Below are 16,215 nucleotides of genomic sequence, written 5' to 3'. Positions count from 1 at the left end.
GGAAAAGACCTCATGCATTCAACGATGGCATTTCGCCCGTTGCCGCTGAGGAAAACCTTAAGATACTGTCCGGGATTAGTTGACCACTACAAACATCAATCACACAGCTGTTTCTAGCTGGTTTCGGTCCCGGTCTCATGATCGGTCTTGCCCTGATTGTCATGGTTATCGTTTGGTGCCGTATCAAAGGTTACGGCACGCAGGATGGAGATTTACGCTCACCCATCTGGCCAGCCTTTCGCAGCGCTTTTCTCGCGCTATTAATGCCGGTGATTATTATCGGCGGTATTTATGGCGGTATTTTCACCCCCACCGAAGCCTCAGCGGTCGCCGTTCTGTATGGACTGTTTCTAGGTATAGTGGTTTATCGCACCATAAAAGTTAGCGACCTGCCGCGCATTTTTCGCGAGAGCGCGCTATCAGCAGGCACAATCATGCTGATTATCGCTGCCGCTTCCATTCTTAGCTTTGTGATTGGACGTTCAGGATTAGCCAGCGACATTGGTGCTTGGGCACAAAGTATCTTTGATAATCACTACACCTTTCTTCTCGCCATCAACATGTTGTTATTGGTGGTCGGCATGTTTATCGAGACCTCTGCGGCAATTTTGATTCTTGCGCCCGTTTTGACACCCATTGCCATGAGCTTCGGCATTGACCCGGTTCACTTCGGCATTGTGATTGTGGTGAATTTGGCACTTGGCATGTTTACTCCGCCGTTGGGGGTGAATCTATTTGCCGCTGCACAAGTAGCCAAACTGCCCGTCGAGCAGTTATTCCGTTTCCTACTTCCTCCGGTACTCACCATCATTGCTTGCTTAATGCTGATTACCTATGTGCCGATGATCTCGCTTTTTCTACGCGACCTGTTCTATTAAATTACCGGAGTCATATCAATGAGTACTCGAATTTACGCCCGCTACCTAATTGAGACTCCCTACCCGGTTGAGCGCGCGGCTCAGGTCATGGCCGGTGAGCAGTCATCCGGCACTTTTACCCGCCTAGCTAATGAAACCGATGCCTTACGGGAAGCCCATGGTGCAGTGGTCGAAAACATTGAGACCCTGGATGCGGGAAATACACCTTCCTTACCCATGCGCGCCGATCTCGCTCCTCAAGGCCACACCCGTTTCCAACGCGCGTTAGTGGAGCTCTCGTGGCCGCTAGAAAACCTAGGGCCTTCATTGCCCAACCTGGTCTCTACCGTTGCAGGGAATCTTTTTGAGCTAAAAGAATTTTCTGCGGTGAAACTCCTGGATATCGACTTACCGAATGCTTTCACGGACGTCTATCCAGGCCCTCAATTTGGCACCGATGGTACACGCAGGCTCACCGGTATTCACAATGGCCCGCTGATTGGCACCATTATCAAGCCCAGCGTGGGTTTATCCCCGGCTGAAACTGCTGACATGGTAAAGCAACTTGTCGCGGGAGGTATTGATTTCATTAAAGACGATGAGCTGCAGGCCAACGGCCCCCATAACCCGCTGCGCGCTCGAGTTGATGCCATCATGCCCATCATTAACGCCCATGCAGAGCGTACCGGCAAAAAGGTGATGTACGCCTTTAATATCAGTGGTGATATCGATGAGATGCGTGCCCAGCATGACTATGTCGTAGCTGCTGGCGGCACCTGCGTCATGGTAGCCGTCAACAGCGTTGGTTTAGCGGGCGTAGCGCACTTGCGCCGTCACTGCCAGGTAGCGTTGCATGGACATCGCGCGGGCTGGGGTATGTTGAGCCGCTCACCTCATTTAGGAATGGCGTTTACCGCATACCATAAGCTGTGGCGGCTGGCCGGCGTGGATCATATCCACGTGAATGGCCTGCGCAATAAATTCAGCGAAGAGGACGACAGCGTCATTACGAGTGCACGCGCCTGCCAAACGCCCATGTTTAAGTCGCCTGCTGCGGGTTATCAGATCATGCCGGTTTTCTCTTCTGGGCAAAGCGCCGCCCAGGTCGTGGACACCTATCAAGCACTTGGCAATAGCGACCTGATTTACTGCTGTGGCGGCGGCATCATGGCTCACCCCGGTGGCATTGCAGGCGGGGTAGCCAGTCTGCGCCAGGCGTGGCAAGCAGCCATGACCGATATCCCGCTAGCAACCTATGCCCGCGATCATCATGAACTCGCCCAGGCCATGGAGACATTTAACATATGAGCACGCCTTTTCTCCTCTCCTATTACGGCGATGACCTCACTGGCTCCACCGATGCCATGGAATCGCTAAGCCTTCATGGCGTGAAAACGGTGCTTTTCCTGGCCCCACCCAGTAAGGATCAGTTAGCTCCGTTTGCCGATTACTCAGCGATTGGCTTAGCAGGCACCAGTCGGAGCGAATCCCCAGAGTGGATGGAAACACACCTCAAAAAAGCACTGGCATGGTTGAAGTCCCTTAATGCCTCGCTGTGTCACTATAAGGTATGTTCTACCTTCGATAGCGCGCCGGATATTGGCAATATCGGTAAAGCGGTGGAAGTAGGCAAAGCCCTATTTGAGCAAAGCTGCGTACCGCTGGTGGTCGGCGCCCCTCAGTTGAAGCGCTACACTGTTTTTGGCCAACATTTCGCCGTCTTTGATGGCGAGGTTCATCGAATTGATCGCCACCCCGTGATGAGCCGCCACCCGGTAACGCCCATGGCAGAAGCTGACTTAAGGCGCCATTTGGCTAAACAAACCCCGCTGTCTACAGGCTTAGCCGATGTGCTGTGTCTCGAATCAGTCGAGGTTGATGCGCAAGTCGACCAACTCAGCCACTCAAACGACATACTGCTTTTCGACACGCTGAACAGGGACCATCAGGCAAAAGTAGGCGAACAGCTATGGCGTACCCGCTTACCCGGTGGCAGCTACGTTGTCGGATCGTCCGCTGTCGAGTATGCGCTAGTCAATACTTGGCGAGAGCATGCGTTGATCCCTTCTAACCCGCCTTTATTCTCCTCCCCTGGCAGCGTTGAGAAAATCGCAGTGGTATCAGGCAGCTGTTCTGAAGTGACGGCCCGACAAATCCGTTTTGCCGAAGCCCATGGTTTTCGCGCTATTGCCATCGATGTCGTCAATCTTATCGACGAGCATACTCATGCTGAGACGCTACATCAGGCATTGGAAGATGCTATCGAGGCACTCAATCAGGGTGAAAGCGTCATTGTTTATACGGCCATGGGGCCAAACAGCGATGCGGATGCGGTGCACCAGGGTGGCGAAACAGCTCGCCACCTTATTGGTCGTTCGCTAGGTCAGTTATTACGCAAGATGGTAGAAATCCATGGACTTAAACGCACCGTGATCGCGGGGGGCGACACTTCTAGCCATGCCCTTAGCCAACTTGGCGTACACGCCCTAACCACGCGCCTACCCCTGCCGGAAACGCCAGGCTCTCCGCTCTGCACGACCCATAGCGACCAGCCGGCGTTCAATGGCTTAGAGGTAGCCTTAAAAGGCGGACAGATAGGAGGCGAAAACTATTTCACGTCTATTCGTGACGGAGTCGCCTAGATGTAGTGACTCACTGATTCTGGACAGCACGTAGGCGGTATTATCACCACCAAAAGCGAGGTGTCAGATGACCAGAAAACGACGACCTTTTACGCCAGAGTTCAAACAGGAAGCTACCTGTCTGGTGCTTGACCAAGGTTACAGTGTTGCCGAAGTCAGCCGATCTTTGAATGTCGGACGAGATGAATCGTACGTGCTGATAGACCAATTAAGTGAGCTGGAATCGGTTCAGCGTCAGCCATACCGCATCGAGCAAAGCATGGCTCGCCGGTGAAATTGCTGGGATAGCGCCCCGATGGAGGCATGCCGCCCATGATTGCAGAAGAAAACTTAAAATACTGACCGGAATTAGTTGATCACTAGAGATAGCGTCTATCGCACCACCAAGACCAAGTTGACGACCAGCCAGTCGTCAGATGGAAGCCGGTGAGATACCGCACTAAGCGATCAGCCATCATCCCAGGCAGACGCCAGAGACCTATTGATGGCTTCCGCTGCCATTGACGGCGCAATGCAGTTGCATTATTTTTAGCGCATTGCTTTTGCATTACTACTGAGCGGAGGCCAATCGTGAACACGGCCATTGAGGATGACTCCACCCTGACAGATCGCTACCAGACGACCATTCCAGCATCGGTGCGTCGTGCGCTGAAGCTGAATCGCCGTGATCGGATTCACTACATGATTCGCCCCAATGGGGAAGTGGTACTCACTCGCGGCCGCGATGAGTCCAGCCAAGACCCCGTAATGACCAGTTTCCTGGCCTTTCTGGAGCGAGACCTACAGGAGCATCCGGAAAACATTCGTCCTGTCACAGCCAGCACCTTTGCCGAGGCAGAACATCTGACGGCAGGCATTGAGGTAGATCTCGATGAGGAACTGCCGGAGGACGACGACGACACATGAGCCCTCTGGAGATAAACGGCTGGACGATCTACGCGCATCCGCTATTCCTGGAGCAGGTCAATGCGCTCACCAACAGGGTGAAGCAACACCAGGAAAAGGACCCACTCGGATATCGCAGCAAACCGGCCACCAAGCGTCTGGCGGCGATAGTAAAGCTGGCCAAGTACGATATTCCACAGGACCCGGCTGGCCCTCAGTATCGTCAAGGAAACACCCTTGGGTCAGAGCACACCCATTGGTGCCGGGCAAAGTTCTATCAACAGTACCGGCTATTCTTTCGCTACGACCTTGCGAACAAGATCCTCATCTACGCCTGGGTCAACGACGAATCCACCAAGCGTGCCTATGACAGCAAACAGGACGCCTACACTATCTTCCGCAAGATGCTCAAGAACGGTAACCCACCGGATAGCTGGAATGAATTGTGGAGAGCGGCCATCAATGAAGGCGAACACATCCAAGTACTTCTGGGGGAAGACCTCAGATGAAAAGGAGTTTCACGATCCATGACCCGCCATCAGCGGGTTTGATCGTGACCGCACCAGGCAGGTCATGACCAAATGCCCAAAGTAGATGAAACCCACGCTCGGGATTTACACCCGCATGCTCTGAAAGGTATTTACGCAGATGGCCTTCAGGTAAAAGATTCGAGAAAAACGGCATCACGCGCTTCTGATAGGCTCGGAAGTCCGTAAGCAGCGCGCCGAATTCGTCCTTGAAGGCCAGCCCTAGCGTCGGCCTGTCAGGGTTGTCGATATGGCTCAGGTTCCTCTCCCGCATCCCCAGCGAAGTAAGGCTCGGGAATATCGGCTGCAAGGGGCATAAAGCCCCTCAGTTAATATCGAGAGACGATATCGACATGGGCTGGGGGCATGCAGCGGGTGTCGTAAGCGCTCAGCAAGACGATGATCTAGCCTGTCGAGCGCAAATCCCCCAAAGCACCGCCAGTAAAAACGCATACATCATCACGCCGCTGTTATGAGACAGAAACGTTTGCGTCAGGCCAAAATCAATGTACGTCACCGGTAGCAGGACGCCTGCCGTGGCAATGGATCGCCTCGATAAATCTGCCGCCCCCAGTGACTGTGCAAAAAAGCGCATCGGGACTAGATAGAGCGCCAGCAGCACCGCCAAACCCAATACGCCGCGTTTGGCAAGGCTATCAATAAACTCATTATGGGCGTGGCCATACTGGGCGGCCCGGGCATTAATTACCCCTTCCTGACCGAGTGCCTGCATGGCGTCAGCGTAGCCATTGTCTCCCCACCCCAACAGCGGCTTCTCGGTAATCAAATGGCTCGCTCCCCGCCACATTTCAAATCTCGCCCCCACTGACGAATGGCTTCTATCACCCTCGGCATAGCGCGCCACTTCGTCCACCGCCTGGTGCACCCGGGCTTGCACGCCCAGCTCAGGGACGGCATAAACGCCGATACCGGCAACCAACAGCAGGCCACTTATCGCCACCAGCAACTTCCGAGAGATAAAGCGGCCATACGCACGAAACAGCACAAGCAAAACGAAAGGAATCCCCACCCAGCCGCCCCGACTACCGGATAACAGCGAACCGAGGGCGCCCAACAGCGCGGCGATTAACAGGGCCACCACCCACAGGTGACGACGCGGCTGAATCACCGCCCAGCCTAGCGCGGCAATACACAGCACCCCGAGCAGCATGCTCAGATTGCCGAATTGGATCGTATGGGTATACCCCGTGGCGCGCTCCACCTCCAGCGCGAATTTCTGCCAGATGGCCCAGCTACCCGAGCCAACCGCCCCCACGGCGATCCCGCTCCACAGCCAGGACAATCGAGGAGGATAAGCCACCACCAGCAATAGTGCAGGAACGGCGAGCAGGAAACGTAGCGGTTTATCCAGCCCGCTGACGCCCTGGCCGTCCCAGAGAGCTGACTGCATGCCAACCAGCGCATACGCTGCCATGACGGCCATCACCCACATGTCCTGATGGCTCAAGCGAAGCAATGGGCGAGTTGCCAACAGCACGCCGCTGCCCAGCAACAGCATGACGGCACCCAGCGAGTAACCGCTTGGCACCACCAGCGCGATGGCACACAGCAAAAAAACCGCGAGAGAGGTGTAACGCGAATACACGGCAGCAGAACCCGACAAGAAGAACGACTCACTCACTGGCATCATCACCATTCAGAAACTGGAGCGTCATGAAACACGAATACGTTCTCGCTGTCAGCTACCAGGCCGCAAGCCAACCAGGCTTAAAATTATAAATATATGTTTTAAAAGGATTTATTAAAAATTTTACTTATTGGCCGAACAGGGCATTTCATCAGGCACTCTGGCAGCGGCATCAAGCAAGTGACTTGTTTGCACGTATCATGCCGACTGCCCTCTCGATCATGATTGATCCACGAACCTGTCCCCTCTTTCCTCAAGATGATGGCAACGTATATGTTACTAACACTGTTGTGAGTCAAAGCACCTTACGCGATCCAGCCATCATCATCCTGAATGGTGCGCACTGCCGTCAGCATGAGTACATCCTCTCCGAAGCTGCCACCAACGGGGTTGAACACGTCGAGGTAAAAGGTTTCATCGGGCTCCGGGGTGTCATCACCGATCACCTCCACTGGAATCGCAGCCCGGGTTTCATCCGGATAAAGGATCAGCGTATCGGCCACGGCAACATAGTCTTCCCCGGCGGTGGCGGTGCCATCTCGAGTGGCATAATCGACGCTCAACCACTGCTCTGGATCGTCTCGCTGGCCATTAAACTCAAGCAAAAAATACGCAAGCGTCGTTCCTTCGTCGCCTTCAAACACGTGCGTTTCGACCTCCTCTGGCCGGGTAGGCGCGTCCGGGTCAGCCACACGCAGGCTCTGATCGATCCACTGCTGGTAATGACTGACCCGCTGAAAAGAGGCAATCTCGCCGAAGCTGCTGTCCAGCTCGTCGTTCACATCAGGGGATTGTCCCTTGCGGCCAAGCGATGCGGTATAGGTCGCCACCCCCGCGACCTTCTGGTCGATAAACGCCGGGCCGCCGCTGTCACCCGGTGCAATCAAGCCTTCTGCGGCCCCCCTACCGGTATCTTGAAGCCCCATCAGCGCACCCAGCGCATCGTTTTCGCGGGTTCCGTTGTCGAAGTCAATGATCAGTTGGGAGCCGGGTAACGGATCCCAGCCAATACCGCGCCCCAGGGCGTCTTTCATTGTCTCCCCGGTGGTATCGAACCGGTTTTCTGCAAGGCGCTTGGCCGGTGCGACACTACCGCTTTCCACATATCCGTTCAGACCATCCCCTGGAAGGCCATAACCCACCAAAGTGATGTTGCTGCCCACCTCGTCGTCTTCACGGTAGAGCGAGCGTCGCTCGGCGGTGACCGGTGCTGACGCCCCTAGCCACACCAGCGCAAGATCGCCATTGCCATTGGCCGAATCGAAAAGCGGGTGCAGTGCATACTGCGATGCAGGCACGTTAATCTGCCCCGCTGGCGTGTCCATGTTTACCGTCACGCTGGTGGCACCTTCTATGACATGCGCGGAGGTCAGCACGGCTCGGCCGCCGTTCAGCAGAACCCCTGAGCCGTAAAAGCCCTCGGCAGATACCTGCACCACACCATCATAGCCTTCCCCGGGTAAAACCCGGTAGCGTTCAGGGTCGCGAGTAACCGTTACCATCGACCATGCCCTCTCGTTTACTCATAAGGTCAAATGATAACGTAAATACTATTAAACCAACGACAATAGCATCAGTACTATCGCATCAGTACTAACGCGTTAGTACCCTCACGTTAGTACTCTCGCGCTCACGCAATAAAGTCCCACTGAGTCGCGCCAAGGTCGTGGGTGCGCATCTCTTCGGCTTCCATGAAGCCGCCAACCACATCGCCAAGCGACGCCCCACTTTCCAGCTGGTCTACCCAGTAGGCCTTGCCTGGGGCATCCGCCGTGCGGCCAAGCAGCGACGCGTAGAGCGTGTCCACCACACCCCCGATGCCGTCATCCTGCACGTCCAGGGACTGACCGGCCTCCTCCGACGTCATGAACAGCCGCGCCATCTCGCTCTTGCCAAGGCCTTCGGCGTGCTGCTTCGCCCAGTACTGGATGCCGTCGACATCCGCCTGGCGCCCCAGCACCTGATCGTAGAGCCCCGTGATCCATGCCAGATCGTCGTCGTAGCTCAGCGCCAGCTCGTCATCGGCAAAGGTCAACGTCTCGATATTGACCAGGGTGTCGCTATCCTCGGGATCTGCCTTGGACTGCACCGTGACAACGCCGTATTCCTGAGCGATCACATAGTCATCGCGGCTGCCCTCGTAGCGAACCGTGTCCGTGTCGCGACCACCGTGCAGCAGGTCTGCCCCGGCACCGCCGAACAGCGTGTCGTCGCCGTCTTCACCGAACAGCCGGTCGTCGCCGCCCTCGGAGCCGATGGTGTCGTCTCCGCCGCCGCCGTGCAGTTCGTCATCGCCCTCGCCCAGCACGATGAACTGATCGGCATCGTCGCCGATCACCACGTTGTCACCGCCCCCACCCGTTATCGTGGTGGCGCCGATCACGCTGGCAAAGTCGATATGATCGAGCTGGAGCTGGTTGCCGGCAGGCAGCGAGCGGGTATCGATCACGAAGGCTTCCTGGTGGCCAGCCCCTGAGTCGTCGTCGTTCGCCACGCCGCTGATCTGGATCGGCGTATTCGTCGACCCTGAGCCGCTGTCGCTCAACACCAGGGTGCGCACATCAAGCAGGCCTTCATCCAGGCGGGAGAGCCATTGCCCGGCCACCCCCGTCTGGTCGCCCGCGTTCGTCGGCTGGCGGGCATCGATGCTCGCGATCAGGTCGGCCAGGGCCTGCTCGGGGTTCACCGCCGTGCGTGCCCCCTCGTTGATCAGGCTCACCCCACCGGGCAGCGTCGCGGTCACCTCGTTGGTGCTGCCAGTGTTCTCGACCAGTTTGGCGGTGCCTGGATTGCTGCCAGTGTTGGTGATCGTCTCGCTCACCGACGGCACGCCGGAGGGCGTGGGTGGCTGCGGTTCGGGGGGCGTCACCTGAATAGGTCCGGGCTCGGGTTCAGGTTCGGGGTCAGGATCAGGGCTCGACGGCGGAGACGTTACGCTCAGCGTGACCGTATCGCTGACGGTGCCTGCTCCGTCTTCGCCGCCATCCGCCAGGGTAACCTCAAAGCTGACATCCCCCGCACTGCCTCCTGCGGTAAACGCCAACAGGCCGTCGTCGATGTCCTGCTGGGTAAAGGTATCCCCCACTACCAGATCGGTACCGTCCAGCGAAAGCGTCCCGCTGGCAGGCAGTGTGTCCAGCGTGTAGGTGAGCCCATCGCCGTCATCGTCCGGGTCGTCCGCTCGCAGATGCGTGTCGGTCACGGTGATACGATTGCCGGTACGCACGCTCGGGCCGTCGTTGATGGCGATGACGGGGGCGTCGTTGACGGCGACGACCGTGACCTGGGAAGCCTGGTTGAGGGTTGTGGTGTCGCTGCCGCCGTTGGCGGTGCCCCCCGTATCGCTCACTGCGGTGAGGGTGGCGGTACGGGTCGTGGTGTCAGGATCGTCGCTGGCATTGCGATAGCCCAAGCCATCCACCAGTGCCTGCCAGTTAGCCGCGTTGTCGCTCTTATTCAAGGTGACGGTGGCCGTCGTGCCGGAGAGGCTGACGGCATAGCCGAACCCGTTGGCCGTGGTGGTACCGGCGGTGGCGTCGGTCAAGGCAATGGACTCGCCATCCACCATGAGTTGCTCGTCGGCGCCATCGGACAAACCTGAGACGGCCAATTCGAGTTGCTCGATGTTGTCGCCAGACTCGATGGCGTTGATAACAGTGCCGCTGAACAGACTGGCCGCCGCGCCCTCTTCGGTGAAGGTGGGATCGGTGGCCGTGGTGGTGAAAGTGGGAGCGTCGTTGATAGGCACCACCGCCACCAACACGCTGGACTCGGCGCTGGCCAGGCCGTCATTGTCGGTCACGGTGACATCGATCGTGCGGGGAGCGGCCGTGGGGTCCTGGCTGTCGTTGGCATAGCCGAGTGCCTGCAGCAGGCTTTCGACCCTGGCGAGGGTGGCATTGGTATTGAAATTCACCACCAGATCGTTGCCCGCTGCCAGGTTATTGCCCAGCGTGCCCACGACCGTGCCGCCGACCGATACGTTGGAACCCGCCGAGGTGCCGCCCAGTGAGACCGCGCCGCTGGTATCGAGAGTGAGCACATCCTCGCCCGCCGCCGCATTGGCGGAGACAGTGGCGGTGAGGTTGCCGCCATTGAGGCTGGCAGGGGCATCCGCATCGGTGAGAGTGGCGCTAGCCGCCTGGTCGAGCCGAACGCGTCCGTCACCTTCGTTGAAGGTGACCGTATCGCCTTCCAAGTGGCCGACCACCGGCGGATTGCCGAGCGTCAGTGAAAAGTTTGCGGTGGCGTCCTCGTCGCCGCCATTGGCCGTGCCGTCGCCGTCGCTCAGGGTCGCGGTGAAGGTCTGCGCACCGCTGCCTGCCGCCGCGCTCCATTCAAGGTTCTGCAGCAGGGTCTGAACCCGGGCATTAGTGGCATCGGCCGTGTCGAACTGAATCTTCAGAGCGTTGCCGCCCTGCCCATCATCGGTGGCATGCACCGTACCAATGGCGGTTCCGCCGACGGCGATGGTCTCGCCAGCCGCAATCGTTGCATCCCCGCCCGCAGTGACCTGGGTGCCATCCACCGAAAAGTTGCCGCTGGCGGTATTGTTGCCGCCATTATCGGTAATGGCCAGGGCACCGCCGTTATAATCAGCCGAATCGGCATTAGCCACTGCGGCGTCTTGACCAGCATCGATACCGATGGCAGCGCCGCCTGCCTCCAGGGCCACACTGTCGCCACCCAAATTGCCGATCACCGGGGCATCGTTCACACCGGTCAAGCTGACCGTGCTCTGCAGGTTGGGACTGGCGGTGTCGGTACCGCCATTGGCCGTGCCGCCATCGTCGGTGAGCCCGGTGATCGTGACCGCCCGGCTAGCCCCGGTAGTGGGGTTGTCGCTGGTGTTGCGGTAGCTCAGGTCATCGACCAGGGTCTGCAGCTGGGCCTCCGTCAAGCTCGCCCCGGTGAAGCCGACCGTCACCGTACCGCCCGCGACAGAGACCGTAACGGGCAGGCCGTGGGTGGCCGTCGTGACGCTGTTGCCGTCCGTCAGCGCAATGTCCGAACCGTCGATCGTCAGGACTTCGCTGGCCCCGTCGGCCACGTTGGTCACCGTCAATGTCATCGCGGTAAAGGACTGCCCAGCCTCGATGGTGCTTGCCGTCACCGAATCGAAGAGGTTGGCCTGGGCCGCGCCCTCGATGTAGGTCGGGTTGGAACCGGTCGCCGACAGCGTTGGGGCTTCATTGATTTCAGACACCGCCACGTCGGCACTTGCCGTCGCGCTCGAAAACGCGGTAGTGCCCCCCGAGGTCGTGGTGTCGGCCGTGCTCCGCGCGTTTTGCAGCGAGGCCGAGCCCGTGGTCTGATCCCAGGCGCGGAAGCTGAAATCGGCATTGCCGCCCTGGATCGGGTTAAAGCGCACCTCGGTCGCCCCGTCAAGCAGCAACGATTCACTTGAGGAAACGGCGCCAAAGTCCGTCCAGTCGGTCCCGTCCAGGGAATACTGCCAGGTTCCGTCCCCCGTCGTGCCGGTCACCGCGATGCCCAACGACGCCCCGGCATCGACATCCGCCCAGTTGCGATCGTTCAGCAGCGCCGTCACCGTCACCGCGTCCGACACGGTGTCCTCGTCGGTCCCGTTCAGGGCAAACGTCCCAGGATCCAGCGTCGGCGCATCGTTCACGGCGGTAACGTCAAGCAGCACGCCTGACTGATTCTCCGAAAAGGCGGTCGTGCCGCCACGGCTGGTCGAGTCAGCCGTGCTGGGCGAGCCGTTGGTGGAAGCCGAGCCCGTGGTCTGATCCCAGGCGCGGTACTGAAAGATGGCGCTTTCCGCGTTCTCGCCGTCCGGCACGTAGCGTACCTGCGTGCTGGACGACAACAGTAGAGACGACGTATCGGATACGGCGCCGACGTCGGTCCAGTCCGTGCCATCCGTCGAATACTGCCAGGTCCCGTTAGCCGACACCGAGGTAACCGCAATGCCGGCAGCGCTTCCGGTATCCGGGTCGGCATAGTTTGCGTCTGCCAAGATGCTCGAAACCTGTATGCCGCTGGAGGTCGTATCCTCGTCGGTCCCGGCAGGGTTGTAGGTCACCCCGTCGTCGATGGTGGGTGCATCGTTCACGGGCATGACCTTGACATCCTGCACTGCCGTGCCGGCTGAACCGCTACCTGAATCCGTCAGGCTGTAGGTCAAGGTACGTGTTGCGTCGGTCGGCCCATCGCTGGTCGAATTGAAGGTCAAGGTGCGCAGCACGGCTTCATATTCGGCTGGCGTCGCCGTGCCCGAAAGCGTCAATACCCCGTTCGCGGCATCGTAGGAGGAGGTGATCCCCGACTGCTCCTGCACCGCCAGCACGTCACCGTCAACGCGATTGCCGGTGATCGACACCGTGCCGCCGGTGATGGTATCCCCATCGTCGTCAGCGACCGTGAAGGTGCTATCAACAACCACCGCACCGCTGTCTTCGGTATATGAGGCATCTTCACCCGGCGACGTCAGCGTTGGTGGCGAATTGGGCACTACCGGCGCCCCGACGCTGATATCATCAAGCCCTATATCAAGCCCACCAAACTCCATCGAGCCATCAATCGAGAATGTCACTTCATCGAGATAGTCCCAGCCATCGAAGGCAATATCGCCGTAATAATCACCGGTATAGCTATAGCTGGCGCCCCCGTCCGACATTGAAGATTCCAGGTCAATATTGGCGGTGTAATGGGTCGTGCCATTGCGCTTACCCTCGATAATGACAGCGGCATCGCCAAGGCCACCATCGATTTCAAAGCCGTTGAGCGCAAACTCACTGCCGTCCGTCGCACGGAAGCCCAGCGATGTGATTCCCCCATCCAGGTCATGATCGTAGTAAACCGCGTTGTCCCCAGCAGAGGTAATCATGGCATCATCATTATCACCAATAATGCCAATGTTGTTATTGGCGTTGTTATAGAACGTGAAGTCGCCGTAACTAATTGAATCACTGCCCGAGGCCCCCACCGGCTCGTCATCAAAGTCTTCACTCATGACCAGCAGGTGGGCGTAGTCGAGCGGTGCCGTCTTCCAGCAGGCGGGGGTATCGATCGCGCCGACCTGACGATCCAGCTGCCAGTTGCCTCCCAGGGCACTCGACCCTACCGGCGTACTGGACGCCGCTACACTGACACCCGTGGCAGCGGCCCAGGCCGCCAGATACGCCTGGCCCTCATCCCCCTCGGCCACGTTACAGGCATACAGCCGAAAGCTTCCTTCGGCGCTCAAGGCTGCCCCCATGCGGCTCAACTGGGTGCTGTGATCGTCGAGCGCTTGCGCATCGACCACGGCATTGCCCAGGTAGAGCCGCCCAGGAAGCCCGTGGGCCACGATATGGATGGCCTCCAGCGCATGGCAACCCGCGAGCGCCTCGGCGACTTGTTCCAGGCCATCGCGCTGAGGATCGAGCAGCACCACATTCACATTGGGTGCCGCTTGGGCCATCAGCTGCTGCCAGTCAGGCACGCCCAGATCGATAAACAAGACATGTTGAGTGAAGGATGAACAGGTAGCCATAGGATTACCCTCAAACGAAATCGCTTGACGCACGATGTACTTGGAGAAACATGATTGCCGTCACCACGGCAGTTACTGGATCACCCCCCAGAGGCCCTCAAGGCCTGGGCGGATAGACACCGTTGACGGTAATGCAATGACGCAACGAGATTTGCGGCGGCACCGTCGAGATAGGCCGGTTATGGCCCGTCTCGCCCACCGATTCGCGATTCAGCGTCACCCGGCTGGACGACGACGTGCTGGGCGCATAGCCGGTGGCCTCGATATCCCGACCACGCGCCTCAGCTAACGGATTGGCAAGCCACGCCCCTTGCTGAACCTTCACCGAGCCGTCTTCGTCGACAGCCATCAAGGCATGCGAGTGAGCAGGCAGCTGGCGGGTGGTGAGCGTCACGGTTTCAGTACCGCGCATAGCGCCCTGGGGCACGTTCGTCAGGCCTCGACCTTGCCCGGCCCCTACGGTAGAGCGACCGCGCATGTCCGGCAGGTTGAATACGGTCGTGCCGTTACCACCGTATTGCGTGCCCAGCAAGGAATACAGCGCCGTATATTCTGAAATCTGCAACGCTTGGCCTGCAGCTTCCATGGTATCAACGGGACAATACGACGCGGCCGTGGTGCAGATAGATCCAATGTAGCTATCCGTTGAGCAACTTGCCTGTGCATGCGACACCGTCAAGAGTGATGCAGCAGCAAGCAAAGAGCCGCCCAGAAGCGCAGACCGCCAGCATGTTTTTTTCATGATACCCCCACGATAATAAGTCTACTTAAGTATTAGCGTTGTTATCTTTTCTATTGTGGGTAGTGTAGGCATCCGAGCCTTTCAACATCGGATCAGTTCAGTATCAGAGTCAAAGGCGGGTATATCATTCTTTTACTATTCCGTGCTGGTAGACGCTAAGATCGCCCAACTTCTCAACTGCCGCGTCAATCCGCTGGTTTTCAAAACCGCAGGCACAAGGCCCCGTGATCCACGCCAGGTCGTCAGAGCGTTCGAGTGAGCCGGCAGTTGGAACCTGGAGAGGGTAGCGGTCTCGGCTCCGTGCATCACGCCCTGGGCCACATTGCTCAAGCCCGGTCCTTGCCCTACCCCCACGGGGGAACGGCCGCGCAGATCCGGAAGCCTGAACGTGGTTGTGCCATTACCGCCGTATTGAACCCCGATCACCGAGTACAGCGCTTAATGCTCCTGAATAGGAAGCGACAGGCCTTGTAAGCCATTTCTTACATACCCTTAGCTATTTTCCTACATCATTCCCACTAACCACTCTGTAACATTCACCGCTGCTTATTTGCCGCACGCCTCGATACTGCGAAGGCAACAATACCCCCGCCAAGACGGGAAAAATCAAGGGATGAGTAGGAAAAATGCAAAAAAAATTAAGCCTTTTAGCAGGTGTAGTGATGTTGGCGTCCACGGCCAATGTGAGTGCTGACACGTTTGAAAAACGCGTTTCCGTCGGCGTGATTGCCGGTACGACGGGTTTCGGGGGCGATATCTCGTACCGTTTTCATGAAAACCTTGCCGTGACCGCCCGATACACAGACGGCCTGGACGTCGATACTGACTTTGAAGAAGATGGCGTCGATTACGACGCAGATTTCGGCATGAAGGCATCAAGCCTCAAACTGGATTACTTCCCGTTAGGTGGACGTTTCTTCATTTCTGCCGGCGCGATGATGCCTGACATCGAAGCAAGCGTGACGGGCACACCCCAGGACGGCATGACCTACGAGTTGAATGGCACAAATTATTCAGCGAGCCAGATCGGCTCTGTGGTGGGCACCGCAACGGTGGCCGATAGCACGCAGCCTTACCTCGGGTGGGGATGGCGCAGCTCGAACGAGCGTGGTTTAGGCTTCTTCTCTGAATTTGGCGTGGTAGCAACCGATATTGACGTCTCGCTGCATACGACCAACGGCTTCGAAAATCTGGATCCGACGCTGCGCGACGATCTTCGCGGTGAAGAAGAAAGCCTTAAGGACGACATCGACAAACTGCCTGTTTTCCCGGTTGCTTTAATTGGCATCAGCTATACGTTCTAAGGTGGTCAACACCCTTCCTCAACCCCCAGCACACGCTGGGGGTTGAGGGTAAAAAGATCGTGTTATTAGTACCCCATGAACGTCCTTGATGCTTGGATTCAAGCTTCCAAAG

General features: G+C 58.0%; 13 protein-coding genes. 7 read left to right on the top strand and 6 right to left on the bottom strand.

The window, feature by feature from the left end:
* The first annotated feature begins 98 nt into the window (after positions 1–98).
* From QC815_RS16815 to QC815_RS16790, 6 genes are all read left to right on the top strand, one after another.
* The gene (locus tag QC815_RS16815) at positions 99–878 is read left to right on the top strand and encodes a TRAP transporter large permease (RefSeq protein WP_310541164.1); all 780 of its coding nucleotides are present in this window, start codon (positions 99–101) and stop codon (positions 876–878) included.
* Between the two features lie 18 nt (positions 879–896).
* Entirely contained in the window at positions 897–2,165 is a 1,269-nt protein-coding gene (locus QC815_RS16810) for a ribulose-bisphosphate carboxylase large subunit family protein (RefSeq protein WP_310541163.1), read from the top strand.
* The gene (locus QC815_RS16805) at positions 2,162–3,499 is read left to right on the top strand and encodes a four-carbon acid sugar kinase family protein (RefSeq protein WP_310541162.1); all 1,338 of its coding nucleotides are present in this window, start codon (positions 2,162–2,164) and stop codon (positions 3,497–3,499) included. Before QC815_RS16810 ends, QC815_RS16805 begins: the two co-directional genes overlap by 4 nt.
* Before the next feature lie 67 nt (positions 3,500–3,566).
* On the top strand, positions 3,567–3,773 hold the full coding sequence (locus QC815_RS16800) for a transposase (RefSeq protein ID WP_422828732.1): 207 nt from the start codon (positions 3,567–3,569) through the stop codon (positions 3,771–3,773).
* Positions 3,774–4,069: 296 nt separating this feature from the next.
* Positions 4,070–4,405: a type II toxin-antitoxin system PrlF family antitoxin gene (locus QC815_RS16795; RefSeq protein WP_310541160.1), complete on the top strand. Its 336-nt coding sequence runs from the start codon at positions 4,070–4,072 to the stop codon at positions 4,403–4,405.
* The gene (locus QC815_RS16790; protein WP_310541158.1) at positions 4,402–4,893 is read left to right on the top strand and encodes a type II toxin-antitoxin system YhaV family toxin; all 492 of its coding nucleotides are present in this window, start codon (positions 4,402–4,404) and stop codon (positions 4,891–4,893) included. Before QC815_RS16795 ends, QC815_RS16790 begins: the two co-directional genes overlap by 4 nt.
* On the opposite strand, the gene QC815_RS16785 is transcribed toward QC815_RS16790, so the two are convergent.
* The 6 genes from QC815_RS16785 to QC815_RS17410 form a co-directional block, all read right to left on the bottom strand.
* Positions 4,886–5,221 (bottom strand): HipA N-terminal domain-containing protein, encoded by a 336-nt coding sequence (locus QC815_RS16785; protein WP_310541156.1) that lies wholly within the window; start codon positions 5,219–5,221, stop codon positions 4,886–4,888. The two genes, QC815_RS16790 and QC815_RS16785, sit on opposite strands and share 8 nt — an antisense overlap.
* 78 nt (positions 5,222–5,299) lie before the next feature.
* Positions 5,300–6,553 (bottom strand): O-antigen ligase family protein, encoded by a 1,254-nt coding sequence (locus tag QC815_RS16780; protein WP_310541153.1) that lies wholly within the window; start codon positions 6,551–6,553, stop codon positions 5,300–5,302.
* Between the two features lie 311 nt (positions 6,554–6,864).
* Complete coding sequence (locus tag QC815_RS16775) at positions 6,865–8,061, bottom strand: Calx-beta domain-containing protein (protein WP_230447477.1); 1,197 nt, start codon at positions 8,059–8,061, stop codon at positions 6,865–6,867.
* 128 nt (positions 8,062–8,189) lie between these two features.
* Positions 8,190–14,057 carry a DUF4347 domain-containing protein gene (locus tag QC815_RS16770; protein ID WP_310541148.1) on the bottom strand — a complete coding sequence of 1,956 codons (5,868 nt, stop codon included), beginning with the start codon at positions 14,055–14,057 and terminating at the stop codon, positions 8,190–8,192.
* Between the two features lie 97 nt (positions 14,058–14,154).
* Positions 14,155–14,799, bottom strand: a complete 645-nt coding sequence (locus QC815_RS16765; RefSeq protein WP_310541146.1) for a phage tail protein — start codon at positions 14,797–14,799, stop codon at positions 14,155–14,157.
* A 135-nt stretch (positions 14,800–14,934) separates the two neighbouring features.
* Entirely contained in the window at positions 14,935–15,225 is a 291-nt protein-coding gene (locus QC815_RS17410) for a phage tail protein (RefSeq protein WP_422828731.1), read from the bottom strand.
* 200 nt (positions 15,226–15,425) lie between these two features.
* On the opposite strand from QC815_RS17410, the gene QC815_RS16760 reads away from it, so the two are divergent.
* A complete protein-coding gene (locus tag QC815_RS16760; protein ID WP_230447474.1) occupies positions 15,426–16,103 on the top strand; it encodes a hypothetical protein in 678 nt (225 codons plus the stop codon).
* Positions 16,104–16,215 lie beyond the last annotated feature (112 nt).

The sequence above is a fragment of the Vreelandella gomseomensis genome, assembly GCF_031451645.1.
Lineage (GTDB): Bacteria > Pseudomonadota > Gammaproteobacteria > Pseudomonadales > Halomonadaceae > Vreelandella > Vreelandella gomseomensis.
Note: the sequence above shows the minus strand (reverse complement) of the source record. Positions and strands in the feature narration are given on the sequence as shown.